Annotated in this window: 16 protein-coding genes; 7 read left to right on the top strand and 9 right to left on the bottom strand. The window is 43.2% G+C overall.

Annotated features, from left to right (window positions below):
• Positions 1 to 35: 35 nt before the first annotated feature.
• Positions 36 to 1,475: a chitinase gene (locus tag L1D50_RS09995; RefSeq protein ID WP_128727466.1), complete on the bottom strand. Its 1,440-nt coding sequence runs from the start codon at positions 1,473 to 1,475 to the stop codon at positions 36 to 38.
• Positions 1,476 to 1,683: 208 nt separating this feature from the next.
• Between L1D50_RS09995 and L1D50_RS10000 the strand changes: the two genes are divergently transcribed.
• The 3 genes from L1D50_RS10000 to L1D50_RS10010 are packed head-to-tail and all read left to right on the top strand — an operon-like array spanning position 1,684 to position 4,107.
• Positions 1,684 to 2,241 (top strand): GNAT family N-acetyltransferase, encoded by a 558-nt coding sequence (locus L1D50_RS10000; RefSeq protein WP_138523380.1) that lies wholly within the window; start codon positions 1,684 to 1,686, stop codon positions 2,239 to 2,241.
• A gap of 1 nt (position 2,242) precedes the next feature.
• Positions 2,243 to 3,577: an FAD-dependent oxidoreductase gene (locus L1D50_RS10005; RefSeq protein WP_138523382.1), complete on the top strand. Its 1,335-nt coding sequence runs from the start codon at positions 2,243 to 2,245 to the stop codon at positions 3,575 to 3,577.
• Positions 3,577 to 4,107 (top strand): GNAT family N-acetyltransferase, encoded by a 531-nt coding sequence (locus tag L1D50_RS10010; protein ID WP_045963723.1) that lies wholly within the window; start codon positions 3,577 to 3,579, stop codon positions 4,105 to 4,107. Before L1D50_RS10005 ends, L1D50_RS10010 begins: the two co-directional genes overlap by 1 nt.
• Before the next feature lie 51 nt (positions 4,108 to 4,158).
• Here the strand turns inward: L1D50_RS10010 and L1D50_RS10015 are convergent, their stop codons facing one another.
• From L1D50_RS10015 to L1D50_RS10050, 8 genes are all read right to left on the bottom strand, one after another.
• A complete protein-coding gene (locus tag L1D50_RS10015; RefSeq protein WP_128727469.1) occupies positions 4,159 to 4,845 on the bottom strand; it encodes a porin in 687 nt (228 codons plus the stop codon).
• Positions 4,846 to 5,289: 444 nt separating this feature from the next.
• On the bottom strand, positions 5,290 to 6,273 hold the full coding sequence (locus tag L1D50_RS10020; RefSeq protein ID WP_128727470.1) for an HD domain-containing phosphohydrolase: 984 nt from the start codon (positions 6,271 to 6,273) through the stop codon (positions 5,290 to 5,292).
• A complete protein-coding gene (locus tag L1D50_RS10025; protein ID WP_128727471.1) occupies positions 6,273 to 9,557 on the bottom strand; it encodes an MHYT domain-containing protein in 3,285 nt (1,094 codons plus the stop codon). Before L1D50_RS10025 ends, L1D50_RS10020 begins: the two co-directional genes overlap by 1 nt.
• Positions 9,558 to 9,741: 184 nt before the next feature.
• The gene (locus L1D50_RS10030) at positions 9,742 to 10,809 is read right to left on the bottom strand and encodes a lipocalin-like domain-containing protein (protein ID WP_239965982.1); all 1,068 of its coding nucleotides are present in this window, start codon (positions 10,807 to 10,809) and stop codon (positions 9,742 to 9,744) included.
• On the bottom strand, positions 10,799 to 13,264 hold the full coding sequence (locus L1D50_RS10035) for an ABC transporter permease (protein WP_239965983.1): 2,466 nt from the start codon (positions 13,262 to 13,264) through the stop codon (positions 10,799 to 10,801). The genes L1D50_RS10030 and L1D50_RS10035 overlap by 11 nt, the downstream gene beginning before the upstream one ends.
• Positions 13,257 to 13,913, bottom strand: a complete 657-nt coding sequence (locus L1D50_RS10040; protein ID WP_239965984.1) for an ABC transporter ATP-binding protein — start codon at positions 13,911 to 13,913, stop codon at positions 13,257 to 13,259. Before L1D50_RS10040 ends, L1D50_RS10035 begins: the two co-directional genes overlap by 8 nt.
• 106 nt (positions 13,914 to 14,019) lie before the next feature.
• Positions 14,020 to 14,712 (bottom strand): SDR family oxidoreductase, encoded by a 693-nt coding sequence (locus L1D50_RS10045; RefSeq protein WP_128727475.1) that lies wholly within the window; start codon positions 14,710 to 14,712, stop codon positions 14,020 to 14,022.
• A gap of 142 nt (positions 14,713 to 14,854) precedes the next feature.
• The gene (locus L1D50_RS10050) at positions 14,855 to 15,241 is read right to left on the bottom strand and encodes an STAS/SEC14 domain-containing protein (RefSeq protein WP_138523446.1); all 387 of its coding nucleotides are present in this window, start codon (positions 15,239 to 15,241) and stop codon (positions 14,855 to 14,857) included.
• Between the two features lie 169 nt (positions 15,242 to 15,410).
• Here L1D50_RS10050 and L1D50_RS10055 point away from each other — a divergent pair, with 169 nt between their 5' ends.
• The 4 genes from L1D50_RS10055 to L1D50_RS10070 all read left to right on the top strand — a co-directional run bounded on the left by L1D50_RS10055 (position 15,411) and on the right by L1D50_RS10070 (position 24,550).
• On the top strand, positions 15,411 to 16,208 hold the full coding sequence (locus L1D50_RS10055) for a putative porin (RefSeq protein ID WP_128727477.1): 798 nt from the start codon (positions 15,411 to 15,413) through the stop codon (positions 16,206 to 16,208).
• Positions 16,209 to 16,362: 154 nt separating this feature from the next.
• Positions 16,363 to 19,614, top strand: a complete 3,252-nt coding sequence (locus L1D50_RS10060) for a S41 family peptidase (RefSeq protein WP_239965985.1) — start codon at positions 16,363 to 16,365, stop codon at positions 19,612 to 19,614.
• Between the two features lie 600 nt (positions 19,615 to 20,214).
• Positions 20,215 to 21,819, top strand: coding sequence for a methyl-accepting chemotaxis protein (locus L1D50_RS10065; protein ID WP_128727479.1), 1,605 nt, complete (start codon positions 20,215 to 20,217; stop codon positions 21,817 to 21,819).
• Between the two features lie 370 nt (positions 21,820 to 22,189).
• On the top strand, positions 22,190 to 24,550 hold the full coding sequence (locus L1D50_RS10070) for an RICIN domain-containing protein (RefSeq protein WP_239965986.1): 2,361 nt from the start codon (positions 22,190 to 22,192) through the stop codon (positions 24,548 to 24,550).
• The last annotated feature ends 167 nt before the right edge of the window (positions 24,551 to 24,717 follow it).

Genomic DNA, 24,717 nt, shown 5'->3' on the forward strand with positions numbered 1-24,717 from the left:
AATAGAAATAGAGGCGGGAAACCCGCCAATACTATCTAATTAACAGCCAACCAAGGGCCAGAGCCGTCGAAAGTAGGTGTATTTCCTTTGGTCCACCACTTGGCTTCATAGATCACCCCATTGTAGCTCGCTCTATCACCTTTTAGATAAACCTTGCTGGCATCCCAAGCAGGTACGCCACCTACAGGTGGCTCAGTAGGATTGGTTGGTAGCTCATCAACAACTCGTACTTCAGGCCAGCTTGCGTGTGATTGATAAAAATTTGTCACACATTTTTCGTAATCTCCAGGCACAAGCGCTGAATAAGCCGTTTGATACCCTACGAGTTTACACTCAAATGAATATCCTCCGGGGCGATCTGCATAATAAGCCCAATCACCTTCCCAGTTGGTGTAGAGGACATCAGTTGCGCCGTCAAGATTTAAGCTTCCGTATGGTGTTTGCTGCCAACAGGTATTTTCTTCATCAGCTTCAATGGTGATGTTGTAATAATGAGAAAGTCCTTCCCAATAACGAATGCGATTAACTGGCTGACCTTTGTCTTTATTTTGCGCGCCGCACTCAATCCCACCATTAATAATATTAATAGTGGTGCCAAAGCCATAACCAATCCCCGCCTCACTTTCCCGCAGAGATGGTGTCCAAGTTCTATCAATGACATGTAACATTGCAGGTTTTGGCGCTTGTGGCGTTAAAAAGAACCAAATTGCAGACGCTAAGTTTAGCCAAGAGTCGGCTACTAAACCCGGATTATTTAATAGCACCGTGGCATCACCATTAAACATGACTTCACTAAATGCACCATAGTTAAAGTGATATGAAAGCTGTTTAGCGCCTCGGCCAAAATACCCTTGTCCCGTCCCACATGGCCAGCGGCGGTTTTGCCAGTCATTTTGTCCACACCCCGTGGTATAACCAACTTGTCCTTCTGACCACCCCATTTCACGCACATGCACCAAAGCTTGTTGCCATTCTTCTAACCCGAGAGGGTTATCAGAAGTATTGTCTTTAGCAATATGCCCCCCTGTTTCTTGGGCAAAATGCGCAAATGCAGTCACAATTGAGCGTTTACAGATTGCATCGGCATCTCGCCCATCGGTATAGTCGCCACAAAATGCGGGAAACTTACCAATGGCACGTAAAAAGCGCGTGTAGGTGTATTCAGGCGCCGCCATTTGGGTAAGAAATTGCCACTGGGTTTGACCAAATACCCGCTCAGCTCTTTTTACATTATCAGGATTACTTACAAGGCCCGGTACTATCGCCTCTACAACCGTATTTTCTCTTGTTTCCAGTGCTTTAGACCAAATAGCATACATAGGGTTGTTGGTTTTCGCGCTTTCTGCATTATTTAACGCCACCCGAGAGACAATATAACCATTGGGGTTTTGTGGATCGGGTTGCGGACTCATTGCTATCACCTGACTTGCAGTTATAGCAAGCGAAACTGCGGTCGCTAATTTTAGAATTTTCATATTTTTCCTTTACATGTTGTTGTTAACGGTGAAGATCACCGGTTCAACAATTATTAACAAAATGACATCGCTGTCAAATTTTGTTCACTTTTTATTCTTACCACTACTCAAAAAGCGCCAGTTAAAATTGCCGAATCTTCGCGTTTTTGGTACATGATTAAAGTGGTATGCTAGGACCTCACAACAAATAACAATAATGGAGCAGCCTATGAAAATCATTCCTTTACAGTCGCAACATTTCGACAGTGTCATCGCACTTGGCAATCTCGTTCATGGTGATAATTATCTTGATGACGTAAGTATTGAACAAATGCACCAAAAAGGCTGTAAAGAGGGCATTAATGCTTCCTTTGTTGCGCTAAACAATGAAGGTGAGTTGCTCGGTTTTAGAACATCATACAGTGCAGGGCAATGGCCTATAGATAAGTGGTGCTCGCCAACATTGTGGCCTGTAGACAAAGCTGATATGGCTTACTTTAAATGCATTGCTATCGCACCTTCAGCTCAGGGACAAGGCATTGGCCCACAATTATTAAAATACTCGATAGAAGCACTGAAGCAACAAGGTGCAAAAGCTGGCGTTTCACACCTTTGGAAACAAAGCCCAGGTAACGGAGCCGTAAAATACTTTACTAAGGCCGGTGGCAAACTGATCAAAATCCATGATGATAAGTGGTTAGACGACTGTATCTATCACGGCTATGTTTGTACTATTTGTGGTACTGAATGCCACTGCCAAGCAGCAGAAATGGTATTGGAGTTTTAAAATGTCAGGATTTGATCCTCTCACTCAGCCACATTGCCAAGGCCAAGCTTTTGCTAACAGTTACTGGGCTGCAACTTGCCCTTTAGGTGCGCCCACCCCTTCACTAGATAAACCGTTACAAGTAGATATTGTGGTGATCGGTGGTGGCTTTACGGGCTTACTTACCGCCTACCACTTGGCAACCACTCACCATCAAAGCGTTGCCCTATTTGAAGCAAATCAAGTTGGCTTTGGCGCGAGCGCGAGAAATGCAGGGTTTGTGCTACCCAGTACGGGCCGACTTGGCTATGCGCAACTGGCCAAAAAGTATGGTTTAGCTGTCAGTAAAGCCATATATCAAGAATACAACAATGCCGTTGCCTTAGTCCGTGGGCATATCGACACCAAGCATATTGACTGCAATGTGCAGGCATCGGGTTATTTGAAAGTTGCACACAATCAGCAAGCATTTTCGCTACTAAAAGCGCAGTCTGAATTTCTCACTGCGACTATGGGTAGCAAGAACCATCAGTTACTGTCTCAGCAACAACTGACCGAAACCTATATGCACAACCAACAAGGGTTTGGTGCATTGCGATTTGACAACGCGTTTGGTATTCACCCTTTGAAGCTGTTGCTAAGTTATAAGGCATTAGCTCAACAAGCTGGTGTGCAACTTTACGAAAATAGCCTGGTCACCCACCACCAGAACCCAAATGGCAACCACCAGCTAGAAGTGAACGGCCACAAAGTTTCAGCAAATAAGGTCGTGATCGCAGCGAATGCCTACGCTCAACGACAATTTTCGCCGTTAACTCAAGGGCGTTACTTGCCTATTTTAAGTAGCATTATCGTGACTGAACCTCTTAGTGATGAGCAACTTGCTGCCAAGGGCTTAATGACAGAACAAGTTGTCATGGATACCAGACGGCTTAAATACTACTATCGTCGCCTTCCCGACAACCGTATTTTGTTTGGTGGGCGAGGCGCGGTGTTTGGACATGATCAGGACAATGCAAAATATCAACATAACTTGCGCTCAGCACTTAACGACTGCTTTCCTAACCTCAATGCTAGAGTAGATTATTTTTGGAGTGGTTATATTGCCGCCGCGCTTGATGATCTTCCCCATATCTACAGTGAAAATAACACCGGATATGTACTTGGGTATTGCGGCTCAGGTGTGGCGTTTAGTGCACAGGCAAGTATTCGTCTCGCTGAGCAGTTAATGGGTCGTAAAGTACCTAATTTACCTATCTATACGAAACCACTACCCAAGTTTCCAATGCCACGATTACGGAGAGTAGGTCAACTCGCGTATTACCAATATGCACAAATAATGGACAGGGTTACGTAATGCTCAACGTTACTATTCGTCCGGCAGTTCCCTCTGATGCAGTGACACTTGCAGCGATATCTATTCAAGTTTGGCTTGATACCTATGCGCAAAAAGGGATCCGTCATGAGTATGCTCAATTCGCGCTAGAAACTTTTTCATCGGCTTACTTTTTGGAACGCATTGAAAAGCCCGAGTTTAATATTTTCGTTTCTGAGCAAAACGGTCATCTTTTAGGTTTCATTCTGACCAATCACAACTCAGATTATAATAACGAAGATTATGGTTATGAAATTGAAAAGCTATATGTGTTAAGACATTTTCAGGGGAAAGGAGTAGGTTCTCAGCTAATGAACTATGCTTCTATAAAACTCGGCCCTTGTTTTTGGCTCTATACTTGGGTAGAGAATCAAGCAAACCTATTTTATGAGAAGTATGGGTTAACTAACGTTGGAAAATTTACGTTTACGTTCTATGAGTGGGAAATTGAAAATAACGTTTTCCGTTCATCTGACACTTTAAAACACTTGTCGAATGTCGCGCAAAGGTAACATAAAAGATGTATAGATACAGCCGCCGGTTAGCGACTGTATCTCGCTCGCTTAAAAGCTATATCTTAAGTTCACACCAAAATTATCGTATTCGTCTACATTTCTATAGCTGATATTGGCTGAGATGCTGTCGGTAAATTGGTAACTAAGCTTGGCTAAGTATACAAAGTTAGTTTCGCTTTCATCGTCTTGAATGCGCTCAACACCGAGACCAACGCGCGCATTCAGATCTCCAAACGAATGCTCGTAGGCAGCTTCGATATGGTAATGATCACTCGTGTCACTATCTTTATCAGAGAAGCTTTCTTGATAACGGTAACCATCGTTAGATGTAATATTTGTGATGCCTGAATAATCTAGTTCTAATTTATATCTAGAATAACCACCATATACATCAACAAAACCTGCATCTGTTACATCAAATTGATGACCAACTAAAAGGGTAAGATAATTTAAATCAGTCTCAACTTTAACCCTTGCCTCTATATTTGCGTAATAATCGCTTTCGATTAAAGTATCATTAAAGTCATCACTTAATGCCGCATAAGTACCTTGAAGATAAAAGCCGTCAAAAGCCTTGTTGACCGTAACTGCGATACCCGTAGGCTTGAATTCATCAACGCCATCAAGCGTGATTTTTCCGTAGCCTAGTTCAACGAAGTCTGTTGAGTTTGCTAGACAGGCTGTTGATGCAAATAGTGCTGATACTAATGCCACTTGCTTTAAAGTTGAATTCACGATCCACTCCATCATTCTCGTATTTAATTCGTGGCGCATACTACTGAAATTACATATAAATACAACCAGAACCTAAAACAAATACAAAATGACTTTGTAACAAAACTTGTTACTATTAATCAAAGCGTTAACTTTATCGAGTTTAGCTCAGTGTCGTCATCCAAGTGGACGAAAATTAGCTAGGACATTTGGAAGTGGACGCCATGCTGTTCATAATCAGATTAACGCCATGACGGGGCATTGTCATACCCCAAATTTAGACTGACGGTATTATAGGCCTCAGCATTTCTATCGCTCACGTTTGTGCAAATATTATTGGTAAAACGATATCCCATCTCAGCCAGAATAAGCAGTGTTCAATATATGCATAGGATAGCCACCATAAATATCAACAAGACGATGGTCATTCAAATCAAACTGTGTGTCAGCAGAGACAAACAACCTTTAGTCATACTGGGCTTTAATTTTTAGAATTTCTGGTAATTTTTCACCCAGCAATTCAACTAATTTTGGGTCAAAGTGCTTACCACTTTCAGAATGGATAAAAGCCAATGCCTTTTCAATAGACCAAGCCTCTTTGTATGGGCGCTTTGAAGTGAGTGCATCAAATACGTCTGCAAGTGCGCAGATCCTTCCTTCAAGTGAGATTTCTTCCCCCTTTAATCCTTTTGGGTAGCCACTACCGTCAAACTTCTCATGGTGCTCCATTGCCATGAGATATGCAAGTTTGACGAGTTTGGACTCGGAGTCCGCTAGTATATTCGCACCCAATTCAGCGTGCTGTTTCATCACCTCATATTCTTCGGCATTTAAACGTCCGGGTTTCAGCAAAATGCTGTCAGCAATACCGACTTTGCCAATATCGTGCATCGGGGCGGCCAACATCAAATCTTCTGCATACGCTTCTGGTAGACCGCAAGCTTTAGCAAGCACATAACAGTAGCGGCTCATTCTAGCTATGTGCTGCCCTGTTTCATTGTCTTTATATTCAGCCGCCTGACCTAGGCGCTGCATCAATTCGACATACGCACTTTTAAGCTCAGTCGCACTTACCAAAGACAAGTGCGTTTTCACTCGTGCTCTGGTTATAGCGGGGCTGATTGGCTTTGTGATGTAGTCAACACCACCTAACTCAAAGCCCCTAGTTTCATCAAACTCTTCGCTCAAGGCGGTCACAAAAATCACTGGGATCCTTGCTGTGATAGGGTCTTCTTTTAATTTAGAGCAGACTTCAAAGCCAGTCATCTCTGGCATCATGACATCGAGTAAAATTAAATTGGGTAGTTCCTTATCTACTAGCTCCAAGGCCAATTTTCCTGACTTTGCAAACTTCATACGGTATTGATTGCCGAGCGTTTGTTTTAGAATTTGCAGGTTTGTCGCTTCATCATCAACGGCTAAAATCAGAGGCTTATGGTCATTTATCATTACACATCAGTACTCATTAATTGTGCAAGAATTTCCTCCGCACGTTCAAATTCAAAATCATCCAATGCATGTTTCAACGCCTCTACCTGGCTTCGGTGAGCAAGAGGAGCACTTTCTAACAATGCGTCTAGCACATCATCTTCAACTTGCGACTCATCTATCATCTCCTTTACTCGTGGTAAGTTTTGCTTAAACAAAAAAACATCACCCTCACTCAATGCGTTGGTTACGACTTCTTCATCACTTAGCCCAACAACATCGTCAAGTTTTTCAATAATGAGTGCCAATTTGGCCCTCAGCCGTTCGTCAATTCCCTTTTTACTCTCTATTTGCTCTAGCAGAGCAAACAGTGTCTCCAAAGCCAAGTTTCCAGCAATTCCTTTAATGGTATGAATATTCTGCAGTACATCACTCGTAAACTGACCTTCGTGAGCAAAGAGTGCTACTACTTCTTCTCTCTTGTTATCCCAAAAGCGAGCTAGTTCTTTCAAAAACCGAGTCTCACTGCCCCATAAATTTACCGCACGAGCTCGGTTAATCAGCTGTTTGTTGGTGGCTTGCCTTAAACCAATCGCCGTACGAGCAATATTAATATTGAGCGTCTCAGCAATTGTACGAGTTAGATCTTCAATCACCACAGGCTTTGAGGCAAATGCAGCCATACCAGCAGCCTTTGCTGCTGCTCTATCCTCGCCCAACACACTCGCAGTTAGAGCAATTACCGGTGTCTCTTGTTGCCTATTGTCTCGTTCATATGCTTTGATAGCCCGCGTCGCTTCAAGCCCATCACAACCGGGCATATGAATATCCATTAGAATAAGATCGTATTGCTGCGCTTTGGCTTTTTCGACGGCCTCAAGCCCATCTCCTGCGACCTCTATACTATGACCTTGCTTTTCAAGTAATAAGCTCAACAACTCGGTATTTTGTTGAATATCATCAGCAACTAAGATACTTAACGGGGGAAGCTCAACATGGACATCCTGTGTGACTGCGAATGCCTCAATTTTATTCAGTGGCACTGTGAAATAAAAAGTAGACCCCTTACCAAGCTCACTAAGTGCCCATATTTTCCCGCCCATTAGCTCGACTAGCTGGCGACTAATGGTTGTGCCAAGGCCTGTACCACCAAAGCGGCGACTCATACTTTCATCAGCTTGCTCAAACGGACTAAAAATGGAGTCTAACCGGTCGCTAGCTATCCCTATGCCCGTATCCGTGATTTTAAATAGTACATGATTGTCATGAGATGCCTCAACGTAAAGCTCTACAACGCCTTGAGCCGTAAACTTGATCGCATTACCCAACAAATTTACCAATACTTGCCGTAACCGGTCTGAAGCCCCATGATAGGTTTGATGTAAGTCACGGCTCATTGTGAGCTCAAGTTTTAAGCCTTTTTTCTTTGCTTGATACCAAAATGTGGATACCACGTTATCAAGTAGCTCAGATAGACAGAAATCATTTTCAACCAGATCGAGTTTGCCTTGGTCCAGCTTAGCTGAATCTAAAATATCGTTAAGTAAGTGCAGCAACGCCTTTGCGCTTGTCAGTATGGTATTTACATGCCTACTTTGATCAGACTTCAGCTCAGACTCTTTAAGCACTTCACTGAATCCTAAAATAGCATTCATCGGAGTGCGGATCTCATGGCTCATGTTAGCTAAAAACGCCTGCTTAGAAGCTGCCGCACTCTCAGCAATACTTTTCGCGGCACGTAATTCGTCTTCCATGTGTTTACGCTCACTAATATCGAGCAATACGCCAGCGATCCCTTCGACCTTACCCGCTTGATCATACTCAAATGAGCCTTTATCAAGTACCCACTTGGTATGGCCAGATTTGTGTAATATCCTATATTCCAAAGAATAACTCGCTTTGCCACACTGCAGCGCTTGTTCAACGATATCGTGAGTTAAACTGATGTCGTCCTCCACAATCAAGCTCGCAAAATGGACTTGCCCCGACATAAATTCCTCTGCCCGATAGCCAGTAAGCTGTTCCACAATGGGGCTTACGAAAGATAGAGTCCAGTCGCTATCAATATTGCAGCGAAAAGCGACACCAGGCATGTTATTTAACAGCGTTCGATAACGCGCTTCCTGTTCAATCAGCGCTTTTTCCATTTGCTTTTGCGCTGTTAAATCTGTAATAAAGCCAACATAAAACGCGCTTTGATCTTTTAACTCAACCTCACCAACTCCCAGCCGAATAGGCACTAGATGCCCTTGCTTGTGCAGCGCCTTTACCTCACGGCCAACCCCTTTAAATCGCTCAAGATAAGCGGTGTCGAAGGCTATGTCTGTTTGCGCTTCTTTAGGTTTAGGCAAAAATACGGCAACATTGCGGCCAAGCGTTTCTTGCTCAGACCACCCCAAAATTCGTTCAAATAATGGGTTGCAGCTCTTAATGATCCCTTCACCGTTGATAGTGATGATCCCATCAACTGCCGTTTCTAGAATAGCTGCAAGCCTGGATTCATTCGCAGCTTTGTCTGCTGCAACCGAACGGTACTTGCTAGCTGTATGAATAAGCGCGGATAAAGCACTAATGATCATACTGACGGCGGCAATGAACAGCGCAAGTGATTGCGTGTGCTGCTCTTGCATCTCTAGGCTAATAACTGGTGAGTCCGATACAAACTTCGCCGCCTGCATACCTGTATAGTGCATTCCCGATACCGATGCACCAAGCGCTAAAGCTCCTAACCATCTGACCATGCTGGTATTGTTATCGCTGACATAATCGCGCAGTTTACTTCTCGCTTGAATTGCAATGAAGGCAAGTGACACTGCAACAACAATTGATAAACCAAAAAGTGTAGGATCATAACCCAGCATAGGTCCAAGCTGCATGGCTTCCATGCCACTGTAATGCATAGTACCAATACCGGCTCCCAAAATAACAGCGGCGATACCCTTGATCACCAGTGTCACATTTGGTCGAGTTATCAGGTCAAATGCAACCCAGCAGCCTAAAAAAGCGGGGAAGATCGATGCCGCAGTAAGCCAAGGATCGTAATCCACTTCAACACAGAGCGAAAACGCCAACATGCCAATGAAGTGCATACTCCAAATACCACCAGACATGGCCACAGCACCGCCAAATTTTGCGAGCCGATTTATACGACTGTTTTGATTTTGCTCTGCAAAGTCGATCTGAATAAGCGTAAAAAATGAGGCAATAACAGCCACCAGCAAAGATAACGCTACAAGCGTAGCATCGTAAGTTCCGTTAAGTAGCAACTCAGGTGCGGGGTCGGTTACAAAAAACGTATTTAACATAGCAACACGGATAGTAAGATATTCTTAGAGTCTAGCTTTCTAGGACCGAGTTTGACAGAAAAAATCGTTGCCAAAACAAGATTTCAGGATAAATTCTTGTTTCTTTTGGTCTAGCACTATCTCATGAGCGACGTTACATAAAAATATGGGTACAGATTATTCGGTATAATCAATACAGAGTGGGTTATTCATATCCAACTAACTCAGCGTATCCCTCACCAATATAGCCGCCAGAAACTTTTACTCTTCCTTCCCAATATGGGATTGTAAGCTGGTTTCTCGCATCACGATTTATGCTTTCTATTAGAATAGGTGACTTGTGCTTTAGCCGTAATTGCCACTTAAATGGATAACTCACGCCATCTAACGAAACCTGCTCTAAAACACTTAATTGAATATCCTTATGCCCGATTTCGCTCGCCCTACCCTCAGCTGAAATTTCGGTGCCTCGACAGTCTTTGTAAAATTGCTGATTATCACGAATGCAAAATACCATTAGTGCACCATTCGACCTGTTTTGACCACGAATGCTAAACCAATCCCACCCCCGTTGTGCTTTACTGATAAACGAGGAAGACCATTCTCTATCTAACCAGGCATCACCGCTAACTCGATGTGTTTCACCTTGAAAAGTGAGCTCGCCCTTAACCGTTAAGAAAGGGTAGCTATAATACATAGAGGCATGACCATCGGATGTTTTTTCACTGTAGCCATTCTTTCCGTGTAGTACCATTGGGCTTGTATCAAGCGTTAAATTAGCACGGTTTTTCTCTTGCTCAGCATGAAGCGTCAATGGAAAAAATGTTTCCGTCTCGCTGCGCAAATACCAATTATCTAGCTGTGTGACAAATGGGTTAGCTTGAATTTTTACTTGCCCTGCTCTGCCGTAACGTTCGAATGCTTGATGACTAGTATTATCTTGAATTGCAAAATGCGCAAAATAGAGCTCATTATCCCACCAAGGACTAATGTATTGAACGTTAGCAACGGAGGTTCGAAATAACGTCCATTGAACACCAAACTCTTGTCCTGAATCACTTTTTAAGTTTGCAGTAACATACCACCACTCAATGCCTTGCTCAGGATGACTGCCATGATCAAACGGAAAACTTAACTGATATGAGGGAGAGACCGGTTCACCTAACTCAAGATTGAAAAAATCATTTTTTGAAGCAGGTACTTGTGATAATTCTGGTGTGCAACCGGCTACCAAGAACAACAACAATAAAGCGATAACAGGATTAATCTTCATACAGCAGATCCGCAGTATCATAACGACTCAGTTTGAGTAGAGGCACTACACTAACAAACAAAGCTAAACCAAAAATAAGCGTGATAAAAACCGTGATGTTCATATAGGGTAATAGAAAAGGGATCGTCCAGCCGAATCCAATTGGCATTACAAATTTAAGTAAAATCCACCCGAGCATCCCCCCAAGTATCGTCGCCATTACTAAACTCACAAGCAAAATCATGGCGCTCTGTACTAATTTGATCGCAAACACTTGCCAAGTGGTGACACCTAACGTTTTTAATATAGCCAACGGGCGAATTTGCTTAGCACCGAGTGTGAGCAATGATACCCACAGCCCAAATAGCGCAATGGCAACTATCATTAAATTTAAGGCATGCGTCGCGTAAAACGTATGTTCAAACAGACGCGTCGCGTACTGTTTAAAGCGCTGATTCTGAACCACTTGAGAATCATTTAGATGAAATTGCTGCATCACTTTTTGTTTAAATAGAGCGGTATTAACCTCTGGCTTTAGAACAATTGAGAAGCCATATGCCTCATAGTTAAAGCCAGCATTTTTAATCGCGTCACTAACGGCGACGAATACGGCACGCTGTTCACCATAATCGTAATAAAACCCCGTTATCTCACAGTTAATATATTTCTTGCCTTGTTGCAACTGAACACGCTGTCCCAACTGAACGCCATACAATAGCTTACTTGGCTCGTTGGCAAGACACCCACTCACGTTATTATTCGCATCGTAATAAAGCGCATCACTTTTAGGCGAAGTTCCCGAAAGCAAAGTAAGGTTGTGGTGATGTTCACCAGAGCTACCAAAGCTCATCAAACTCGCAGGTAGAGTGTCTCGTGGATTTGAATTCAGGTCATAATTTATCTCTGCGCGCCAGAATACGCCAACCTTATCGATATCCTTATGGTTTAACAGCCATTGATATTGCGCGTCAGATACTTTGCTAGGCCTCACATACAGGTCCGCGCTAAGACGACCATCTAAATGGATCTGCAAAGCAGAACTAAAACTGCTCACCATAATTTGCAACCCAACAGAAGTGCCAACCGCAAGCAATACGGCATAAACACTGATTGCAAGTACTCTGATCTGCTCGCCACTGTCAGCTTTCATCCATTTGACTAATGGGTGCTGAGTTGAAATACGTTTGAACGCGGCTCGAAGTACCACTGGTGTTATCATAAAAAAGAGCAACAGAAGGCAAAGACATAAACCAAGCGCATGCAATGGCGCGTCACTATCAATATAAAAGTACCCTGCAACCACAACCAGTAAAATTCCACTGGCTAGTTTACTCTGCCAAGAGTTATAAAAAGTGATAGGTTTTACCTGGCAATAGGCCACACTTGCCAGCACTAAAAGGTTTAATATGAATGCTTGCAGTACGACTAACCAACTGAAATGAACCGGTAAATGCCTATCTAATGCAAATAAACTCTCTAACGCCATAGAGATCTCGCTCACCAGTAGGTTTGCCCCCAAGAAAGCCACACCTGCACCCACCAGTGCAGCAATCAAGCTTAAGATGAGCACCTCAATAACTACAGCTGCGACCACATTTGATTGAATACACCCGAGTAGTGTGAGCTGCTGATGTAGTTTTTTTCTCGCGTGCAGACACAGCTTTATAGCGTTAAAACTCAAGAAAGCACCGACCAGATAGCCAAGAAGTGCGAGGGCTTGCAGGTTGAAGAAAAACGCCTTTGACAACGAATCGAAAGACTGCGCTTGCGCATTTTGCAACTGTGCTTCGTCACCTATGATCTTCCTAACTTTTGCTTCGTCTAATACGGAGTTTGAGATCTCTATATAACTAATTCGACCTGACGAATTCAGTAAATAGTCAACTAATGCAATATCGGCTAATGCTATACCATCTGCAAGCTCTGATAAAATGACGAAATGCACATCCACATCAAAAAGCTTGAGCGCTTCATGATTACTGAGCAACAGCCGTTGAGCCATCGTGTCAGATACATAAATAGTATTAAACCCGAACTGCAATGGTGCTGATTGATTACCTGATCTGCCTCCCCGTGATTGTGTTTTAGGCGCAGAAAGCCATTGCAAAGTATTTACTCCTTTAATGCGAAGTCCTTTACCGCTCGGCAGAGTCAATACACCTTCCAAAACTGGCTCAGCCGAAACGATGCCAGCGCTTCGAAGCGCTTGCCACACGTCTGTAGTTAACATATCTCGGCCTGCGCTTGGGCGCACAAAATGACTTATGGGATTACTAATAAGCGCACTGGTTTGCTGGTAGCGCTCCGTTGCTTCTTGGTTTAGTCCTTGAATTGAACCAAGCAAAGCACTGCCCAAAGACAAGCCAAAGACGAACAGCAAAAACAACCAAAGATGTTTTTTGTAAAATTGGATAAAAACAAAGAGTACAAGTCGAACTTCTGATAATGCACTTAGGCGCTTCATTGTTTTAGCCATAAGCACGGTTATTTTGAATGGTGATTTTTCTATCGAGGCTGTCAGCGAGATGTTGGCTGTGCGTAACCATAAGCAAGTTAACGCCTTGCTCTTCACACAGCTCACACAGCAGTGATACCACTTCTTCGCTCTTTGCAGCATCTAAGTTTCCTGTCGGCTCATCAGCCAATAGTAACTTAGGTTTGTTGATCATGGCGCGCGCGATACCAACTCGTTGCTGCTCCCCTCCTGACAATTGCTGAGGATAGGCAGTTAATTTATGCAAAATCCCCAAGCGCTCGGCCAGTGCATTGACATCACTTTGTTTGGGGGTCAATTGATTGAGCTGTGCTTGGAAGACGATATTGTCATAGACAGATAGAGGAGCAAGCAGTTGATAGTGTTGAAATATCATGCCCAGACTGCGACGATATAGCGCTTGCTCGGTGTCATTTAACTGAGCAATATCATGCCCCTCAACAATAATCCTGCCATCGTCAGGTCTTAACAAGCCACCAATAAGATGGATCAGTGTAGTTTTACCCGACCCACTATCACCAACAATAGCAACCTGTTCTTTAGCCGCGATACTAAGACTGAGCTTATCTAAAACAGCTCGATGCATCTCACCATCACGGCGTGTGAAGACCAAATTTTGAACTTCTACCACTTTATGTACATTCCTTTACTACTATGCAGGCACAACTTAATTTACCTGTTTCGTTAAGTAGCAGAGTATTTTATTTCTCTTGTTAACGCAATTAGTTATCTGTTTATTACCAAGGAATAGCATCACCTTTATAGTCATAAAAGCCACCGCTTTGCGCATCCACAAAATGAGATAGTACTGAATAGATCCCACTGGCAGACTCGTCTGGAGTGATTAACGCGTTAGAGCCTCCCATTTCGGTTTGGACCCAACCGGGGTGAAGCGCAACGGTGCGGATCCCTTCACTTAGTAAATCATTAGACAAGCTTTTTATCACTGAGTTTAACGCTGCTTTCGAACTGCGATAAATATAGCCGCCACCTTTGGTATTCATGGTATGGCTGCCTACCTTTGAGGAAATGGCCGCAAAAATCTTTTCATTACCATTGTAAAGGTGGGTGTAAAATAGTTCTGCAAGTCGCATGGTGGAAAAGACATTAACCTCCATCACCTCTCGCCACGCTTCTATATCGGTTTCACCAAATGCGTAGCCTTTCGGCCCATAAATACCCGCATTGTTGATAACGATATCAATGGCAACAGGGGCCAGTTTCTCACTTAACTCTTCCATCTGGTCGAAATTAGTGACATCTAAGGCAAATACTTGGAGTTCAGGAAAAGTTGGTGCGAGAGAATTCAGCTCTGTAGCAATAAGTGGGTCTCGACAAGTCGCTAATACATGCCAACCAGCCTGTAGATAGGTTTTAGTTAACGCAAATCCAATACCGCGGTTCGCACCAGTGATCAGTATTTTTTTCACAGTAGAAGCTCCTAAGCCGTTATGACAAAAGCCAATGGTGTTAATTCACTATACTGATGATAGGTTGAATAATCCACTTTTTGCACATCTCAATAGTGTCTCGAGTCACAACGCATAAATAATGAATTTAATTCAACTTCAATTAATCTCTCTCATTAACCCACTTCAGCGCATCTTCTTTATCATCAAAATACTTCACTTTACCAGTAACAAACCAGTTACCTATTGTTGCAGCAAGTCGATGCCAATTTTTACCGCCATATATTGCTACTTTGGCAAATTCAGTACTGTGTTCATAGGCGAGCCGGAAGTCGTCCCACATAGCCCTTGGCTCCCAACCTTCAAAATCAGTCGCATCAAGAAACACATAGATTTTAGGCATTGTTACTGCTTTTAGTGCACTCTCAATTATTGGTGTAATAACAACATAATCTTCATGAGTGAGTTTACCTGTCGGCTTAAGTGTGAGATAAATATCATCTCCAAAGCGTTCAGTGCCTATTGATATGCCATGGAATGGATTGGTCATGCTCTCTTCCGTTACGTTTATCTCATAGACAAAAAGCATAATTAAGTCTCAGCTTTTTGCCAACATCCAAACTTTTTTCATTACGGTCAGCTTCCGTTCAGATTTCTAATACTACCATGCGCGCCGTTGAGTCGATGTAGCTCAATATATGGAAATTAAAGGGATGACTATGAAAAAACTACTATCTATCGCAGCTGTTTCACTACTTGTTTCAGCAGCAGCTCAGGCTAACACTGGTAACGTACAAAAAGAGTGGTTCAACACCGCTAGTTATACAGATTATGACGGCTCTGACAACAGCGCACTGATGCTTTCTTCTCGCTATTTCTTCGCACCTCAAGAATCAGTAGGCGTATGGGATGACTTTGGCTACCTTGATACGGACAGCAATGTAGGCGTAAGTTACTTTAACGATGATTATTCAAATGCTTTCTCAGCGCGTGGTGAAGGCTTCATTACTAAAGAATGGTTTGTAACTGGTAGCATCGCAGATCTTGGCGAGGCTGACGACCATTACTCTATCGGTTTTGGTTACCTATACAACGACAGCCTAAAACTAAGCGTTCGCCACGAAGAGTTTGAATATGGTGACGTAACTTGGTTCAAAGCTGAGTACAATCACGAACTAAATTCTACAGATTACATTGGTTTCACTGTTGAAACTGAAGACGAATTTGATTACCTAAACCTAAGTGCACGCTACTTCATGCATGTAGGTGGTGAAAGCTACTTCACAATCGACGTAGAACACAATCGCATTGATACAGATTTTGTAGATGACTCTGTAACAAACGTACTTGCAAACTACTACTTCACTCGCAACTTTGCGCTTGGTCTAGGTTCATATGACTCAGACCTAGCGGTAGAAGCTAAATACTTCTTCAATGACACTTACTACCTTAAAGGTAGTGTTGTTGACACAGATGGCGGCGAAACAAGCAACCTAACTTTTGTTGCACAGTTCTAAGTTAACACAATCTTGAGGTACACCAGTACCTCATTGATACTCCCCCAACTACTCAACATCTCATCGCGACCACACTCCGCGGTGGGGTGTTTTTTCACATTTTGAAACAAGCTACTCATCTAAATTGGGTGCATTTCACTTCTCAATCGTTATTATGTATCAAAATTATAACGGAAATGCCTATATTATGATGAAGATAAAAACACTCGTGCTCGCTATTGCTACGGCAGCCGCGCCTTTTGTTTCGGCGTATCAGACAGAAGATACTCGCCTACTCCGCTTTCCAGATATTCACAAAGATAAAGTCACTTTTGTGTACGCTGGCGACATTTATATTGCAGATACCAATTCAGGTAAAAGCCAACGATTGACCGACCATGTAGGTTTTGAAACTTTCCCTAAGTTCTCACCAGATGGCAGCAAAATCGCTTTTGCCGCTGAATATAATGGCAGCCGCCAGATATATGTGATCAATGCCGATGGTTCTGGTTTAAAACAACTCACATATTATAACGACGTTGGCCCAATGCCTCCCCGCGGTGGTTTTGATTATCGTGTGATGGACTGGACGCCTGACGGCAAACATATCGTTTTTAGAGCAAATCGCACACCATGGGGCAAACGTATGGGTCGCCCATATATGGTGCCAGTAGAGGGTGGACTTGAGCAGCCGATGGCCATCCCGGAAACCGGTGGTGGTATGCTCTCCCCTGATGGTAGCAAGTATGTTTACACACCAATCGACAGAGAGTTTAGAACCTGGAAACGTTCTCGTGGTGGTCGAGCACAGGATGTCTGGATTTACGATCTTGAAAACAATACGTCCAAACAACTTACGACTGACAAAGCAACCGATCAGCAACCAACTTGGGTGAATGACAGTATTTACTTCGTGTCTGATCGTGACTACACGCTCAACCTTTATAAATATCGCGATGGTAAGTCACCAATAAAAATGACTGACCACAAAGACTTTGACGTGCTTTGGCCATCAGCTGGACCAGATGCCATTGTCTATGAAAATGGCGGTTATTTATATCGCTTTGACGAAGCGACAAAGACCGCGAAGAAGCTAAAAATTGATGTTTCAGGTGTGCGTCAATATGCCATGCCATATAGTAAAAACGTTAGCGGCTTTATTGATTCAATGGATATATCACACGATGGTAAGCGTGCATTGTTTACTGCCCGTGGTGAGCTATTCTCAGTCCCAGTAAAACAGGGCCCAACTCGCAACCTTTCTTACACGCCAGAAGGCCGCGAAATTGAAGCTAGCTGGTCACCAAATGGTCGTTATATTGCCTACATGAGCGATAAAACAGGTGAATATGAGATCTATCTAAAAGATAGAGCAAATAACAACAAAACCATCCAGTTAACCGACAATGGTACCATCTGGCGCTTTACGCCAATTTGGTCGGCTGATAGCAGCAAACTGCTCTTTGCTGATAAAAACCATACGCTATGGTGGGTTGATGCGAAATCTGGCGATATGCATAAAATTGACACCGCCAAATACGACGAAGATGGTTTAACCGAATATACTTGGTCGCCAAACAGTGAAGATATTGTTTTTGTTAAGAACAATGAAAACCGCTACGCCTCGCTTTGGCACTATAATACTGAGGATAAAAAGCTCACTCGGCTGACTGACAACATGACCAGTGAGCGTAACCCGACTTTCTCTCCTGACGGTAACTACATTTATTTCACTTCTGAGCGCGACTATAACCTCACCTTTAGCAGCTATGAATTTGATTATATGTTTAATAATGCCACACGCATTTATAGCGTTGCGGTGAATAGTCATATCAAGCCATTAAACGCGTTTGAAAGTGATGAGCTAAGCATTCAATCAGACGGCGAGACGAAAAAAGACAGTGACAAACAAGAAAATTACATTGAGGCCAACGGCTTTATGTCGCGGGTTGTATCACTCTCAGCCCCAGCGGGTAACTACGGTTCGCTTACAGGTGTTGAAGGTGGCGTACTAACCTTAACGGGCGGTGCGTTGAAGCTCCTAGGCACAGAACCCGATAGCAAACTAGAGACGGTTGCCGAAGGGGTAAGCAGCTATAAGGTTGCCGCTGGTGGTAAGCATCTAATTGCTCGTGCTGGCAATAATTACAGTGTTATCGCGCCTAAGCCAAAACAGGACTTAAAGAGCAGTCAGCTTGACCTATCTAAGATGACACTGAAAATCGACCCTAAAGTTGAATGGCAACAAATGTATGTGGAAGGCTGGCGTACATTGCGTGATTGGTTCTACGACGAGCATCACCACGGTCAAGATTGGGATGCAATTTTAGATAAATATCAACCACTTGCCAGCGCTGTCGCACACCGTAGCGACTTAGACTATGTACTTAGTGAAATTGCGGGAGAAATCAATGCAGGTCACATTTATGTACAATCTGGTGATGCCCCAACAGCCGAACGCAAAAAGCATGGTTTACTTGGCGCAGAAATAAGCGCTCATCAGTCTGGCTACGTAAAAATTGAGCGTATCTACAAAGGTGAGAACTGGCATGAAGACTACCGTTCACCACTCGACGAAACCGGCGTGAATGCCAAAGCGGGAGATTACATCATCTCGGTAAATGGTCGCTCGGTAAAAGACGTAGTTAACTTTTACGAGCTACTTGAAAATACCCAAGGCGAGCAAGTTGAGTTGGTATTGAGTAAATCGCCAAGCGCTGATGATAGCTGGAAAACCACGGTAAAACCTGTCGCCAGCGAACAAGGCTTACGTTATATGGCATGGGTTCAATCACGCGCTGACTATGTGGATAAATTATCAAACGGTAAGATTGGCTACGTTCACCTACCAAATACTCATTATGATGGTAACCGTTCATTATTTAAGAACTTTATGCCACAAACGAGTAAAGATGCGCTGATCATCGACGACCGATATAACGGTGGCGGCTTTATCCCCGAGCACATGATCACTTGGCTTGCTCGTAAACCGCTTAATTACTGGAAACGTCGTGGTGTTGAGCCAACAAAAACTCCACAATTTGCTCACGATGGTCCAAAAGCGATGTTGATCAACGGCTATTCAAGTTCAGGCGGTGATGCTCTACCTTATTACTTCCGTCAGGCAGGTCTTGGCAAACTAATTGGTACTCGCACTTGGGGTGGCCTTATCGGTATCTCAGGTAATCCAAGTCTTGTTGACGGAGGTCAGGTTATCGCTGCAACCTTCCGCATTCTTGATAATGAAGGCAATTGGATCATCGAAAATGAGGGCGTCAGCCCTGATATCGAAGTGATCGATAGACCAGAACTTGTTCATGCAGGTAAAGACCCGTCGGTCGAGCGTGCGGTAAAAGAGCTATTGCAGGAGTTAAAAGATAACCCGAAGAAAGCACTGACAGTGCCTCCAGCACCGTCTAAGTTTTAATCCACTATCAGGCAGGCCATCGCGCCTGCCTATATTAACTACAAAAACATCGAACACACAGCCCCTTAAGAGTAGTTTAGCGCTAGTGTTCAAAATTCCTCACTGACTGTGTCTGATTTAAGTCAAAAAAGATTCAACTAAACGCAACAAACACTACACCAGTCCGAATTAAAGTGTATAAATAAACAGAACAAATAAAACATTTAATCTGGTGTTAGATAGTGAGCGGGCTCTTTATTGTTGTTAAATGCCCTTAAATTATTTCCTTTGAACAGCAAGAGAGCTGTGGAGATAACCCCACTTTCGCGTCCTGCTATCTACTATAACCTGTAAGCAAGACACGATGACTGTCGTAGTAAGTGCTAAACAGACTGCTATAAAAACACTAACTATCGAAACTCAGGCTACCTGTGAAGATATGCTATATTCAATGTACCCTTAGGAGAAATACGCTCAAAGAGCAGTATCAAAAAATAGTCCACTTAAACTCGTACTTCGATGAATGCACTGAACAATTCATTATTACGTAACAAGGTAGTAAATAGTGTCATTTCGCATCAAAGTTGAACTTAATCCATATTTGATATTCAGGTTGTAACCATGAAGCTAAGTAGAAAACTATTCCTTGCCTTTGGCACAATAATACTACTCATGACATTATCCAGCGTTTTCGTATGGTTAAAGGTCTCCGTAGAAACATCCCGTGCTCTAGAAATCAAAAACGACGACCTACCAGGTATGATTTATTACAACCAGCTATTAGATATCGGCCATCGACTAGAGGCTTCAGCACTTGAATATGCCAATGGCGATTCAAGTAAAAAACTTCAATTCGAACGTTTATTTGAAGCTTTTAAGGAAACGCATAAAACACTCTACATTTACGAATCAAGCAAAGCATCTGACCGTGAAAAAATGTCTGAAATCATGCGTTTAATATCTCAATACCAAAAACGTATTAACGACGATCTTTTCGCTAAAAATACAAGTACTGAAATAAGTCGTCGAGCGTTAAAAATTGCTGATGAAACATATCTTCAACCGTTGAATAAAATCTTAACGGTATCAGCAAACGAAGAAAGAGATGATGCAACAAGGTCTCTTGATAATTTAGTTGATGGCTTGAACTCAACACTTTTTATTATAATTATCATTTGTATACTGGCGGCCGCAATTGGTGCGATAGTGGCTTATTCGTTGAATAAATCCATTATTAATCGGTTAAATCAGGTCCTAGAAATTGCCGAGCGAGTCAGTAATGGAGATATTTCCCAGCCTGATATTGTTCACCAAAGTAAAGATGAAATCGACAGCCTGGCGTCTTCAACGAATAAGATGGCGGCATCGTTAAACAATCTACTCAGAGAAATCAGTAAAGTGGTTGGTGAGGTTCGTGCATCTAGCCAAAACATTGCTGTAACCAATAACCAAATTGCTGTACGAAGCCAATCGTCCTCAGATCAATCAACACAAGTAGCTACTGCAATTGAAGAAATGAGTGCGACCGTTTCAGAGGTAGCGACACAAAGCCAAGTAGCAGCAGGCCATGCCGAGCAGGCAAAAAAGCTTGCCATACAAGGTGGAGGTTCGGTAGGTGAAACTATTGAAAAAATCCGAGCAGCCTCGAAAGATGTTCAAAATACTGCCAGCAACGTAACGAACCTAGGGGAGCTAAGTAGTCAAATTGGCAATGTGATCGGTGTTATTGGCAGCATTGCAGAACAAACTAATTTACTGGCTCTCAACGCAGCAATTGAAGCTGCAAGGGCGGGTGAACAAGGCCGAGGGTTTGCTGTGGTAGCTGATGAAGTTAGGACATTAGCAGAACGGACGTCAAAGGCGACTGAAGAAGTGGTATCAACAGTTCAGTCTATACAATTACAAACCGAACATGCTGTTACGTCGATGCAAAGTAGCGTCAACCAAGTTGAGCAAAGTGTCTTGATGGCTGAAGAAGCAGGCTCGCAACTTGAAGAAATTGTCAAAAGTGCATCGGAAATCGCGACCATGATCCAATCCATTGCAACAGCAACAGAGGAACAATCGGTGGTTGCAAGTGAAATGGCACGTGATGTTTCGCATATTGAAGAATCTAGTCGCAGCTCTTTGCAAGACACTCAAATTGCTGCGCACTCAGGTGAAGAACTTAGCGAACAAGCAAGCGCGCTGGCACAATTGATCCAAAAATTTACCTTACGCGCTTAGCCTAGCGCTTTATTTCTCTTTTTAGTCCTGACTTTGCTGCATCATTCAACTCTTGCTTAGCTTGTTAAGCAAGAGTTGAGCGCTAATACCAATTGTATTAAGTAAATAAGTAATAACTCACGCTTAAGCATCATTTTAGTTACATTAAAAATACATAACATCGTAACACAAGCTCATTTTAAAACCTTTTAATTGACCTTCCATTTTCAGATGTTACTTTTCCAAACCATTTTGTAACTTGTTAGGAGGTAACTTTTTCAATAAGGGTCAATCATGTTGAAGCTGAAAAATGCCAAAGAAGGTAAATTTAATCACCAAAAGGGACGGTGACAGCATAAAAAACAAAAAAAATTCAAATTAGAGAAAAATAATGAAAAAACTCACCTTGGCACTCAGTGTGTCATTAGGACTAAGTTCGCTTCTGATCTCACAAAAATCATTAGCAAATAATTTACAAGGCCCCTGTTTTGATTACGCGTCGCGTACCAGCAGTACCTCCACCACCGTCGATTATCAAAGTGGCGCACTGTCTCTGGCAAACAACTTTGCAGGATTAGCTTTTGAAAGCAGCCCTGCTTTAAGCGTAGTCTATCCGTTACTTCACGACACGATAATGGACTCTATGAACGAAGAGTCTATTAACGGTGCGGACCCAACATTGGCTGGCTGCTTATCCCACTTCGAAGCGCGTATATCGAATCTGGAAGTCAGTCAGCTAACAGGACCATTAAATGATATTCAGCATCTTATGAAGTCAGCACATAGAGATGCCACTTCGGACCTAAAAGGGTTACATTATAGTCTTGCCGAGAAATATAGCAAGATGGCAGATGACCTTGCGACTGTGATCCAGAACCAGTTCAAACAGATAGACACAGGTTCTGTCTCCAAAACCACATTTGATACCCTCACTAGAAGTGTTATCCCAGGCTTTGTTAGTGCGATGCAAATAACCTTTTTGCACCGAGCAGAATTCGACAATATGTGCGCGAACTTGGATACACCGCCTTATTGGCATAATCTCAGTGACGATGGACTCGTTCCTTATACTACTTTATATGATATTCGCTCTGGTGATCAGTACCTTACCGACCTGTTTACCCGACCGGAAGAGAGCAGTGCAAACAATGCTTCTTGTACTTTAGGTTATGCAACCTTCTTCGACTTCATGAGTTTAAAAGACGGCAACTGGGGTGAGGCTTTGCGTCAGATTGGCCTTGAAGTCGTGCCCAATAGCCGAAATCCAAGCCTGATTTCTGTGAGCCTAAATTTTGAAGACTCTAAACTGATCCAGTACCGAGAAGCCTTTATCTCACCATGTCGTCATAACTCTTACACTGATGACTACGACAACTATTCAATGAATGGCTCTCATTGTGATAGTAACTACAACTCTCGTATCAGTCAGATCCGCAACCCTTCCTTTTTAGATCAAACATCCCGACATGTGGATGTGAAGGAAGTGATGTACAACCTTGCACATGTAATAGACTCATGGGACCTCAATAACCTGATCATGACTCGCAATGAGTTGACGAGCAACGCGGGAGCTATTGATTTTCACAATGCCCTTCGTCTAAAACATGGTGCATCCAACCTTTGTGTAGACCAGCAATCTAAAGTGCGTAGCGTTTGTACCTATGGTGCCAGCCACTTCGTATTTGAACCTTTTAATGGCGGTTATTCAATCCAACGTGCTGAAGATAACCGTTACCTTAAAGACAAGGGCGGCGATTCTGGCTTTCAGATATATTCGGATCGAGGTAGTGACGCAACTTGGCACCTCAGCTCAGTCAATAGACAAGGCCGTTATGAACTAAAAAATAAGTCCACTGGCCGGTGCTTGACTGTCTCTGGGGAGTCGCTGTCCGTCGGTGGCTGTAATGGAGCTCAGTGGGAGATCAACGGCAGCCACGTACCGACAAACAACGCGCTGGTTCGTCTGCGTGACACCAGTAACAATACCTGCGCTAGCAAAGACTGTAATGCAAACAGCTACGAGCTGAGGCTTACTCATTTAGATGATGGCTATAAAATTGCCCGTTTTACCGACGGCAAACATTTAAGAAGCCAGAATAACATCGGCTTTTCTAATGCCCGGCTATATCGTGTTATCACACCGGGCTCCCCTTTTGGGCCTGCAGAAACCATTACTGAGCCTGCTGCAGTGTGGTATATCTATGACACCAACGGAGACAATAAATTTGCGCTACGCAATAAAGATACCAAGCAGTGTCTAGCAACAAACAATGGTAGCCTAATCAATATCAACTGTAGTGATAACAGCGAGACTTGGGCATTTGACCGCAAAGCACCACCGCTAGGTCGCCACCTCAAGCTGGGTCAAAATGGTATGTGCTTGTGGTCAGTTGGCTACATAGGCTCTAAAATGTCATACGGTTTATCGGCTGGCTGCGAGCAGAGCATGAAACGCGTCACGCTTGAAGGTATGCAAGGGGGTTACTTGATCCATGACCCACTAGATGGGCATTATCTGACAGATCCGGGCGCCGCAGAGTACGACCATTTTGGCCTAACTGCACCGACAGAACCAAGTAACAATTCAATCTGGGATTTTATTGGCCCCTATGACAACGATAAATATCAGATCCGCAACCGCATTACAGGTAAGTGCCTCAGCTCTAAATACCTTAATCAGTATACCAACAGCGCTATGGTGATTAGCTGTGCGGAAGAAGAAACTAAGTCTTGGGAATTTAATACCCAGTGATGTTACAGCGAGACATATTTATTAATCGGCTTAATTAACAAGACTATTTCTAGGTAAGGAAACCTGGCTATAAAACTGCTACGCCTCTTGCCTGCACTAAACGTACAGGCAAGGCGAAATCTTATTTATTAAATAGATTTTTAAAGTGGTGGAGGCCGGGTTTCACC

Origin of the sequence: Pseudoalteromonas sp. Isolate6, assembly GCF_022398435.1 — a bacterium.
GTDB lineage: Bacteria > Pseudomonadota > Gammaproteobacteria > Enterobacterales > Alteromonadaceae > Pseudoalteromonas > Pseudoalteromonas galatheae.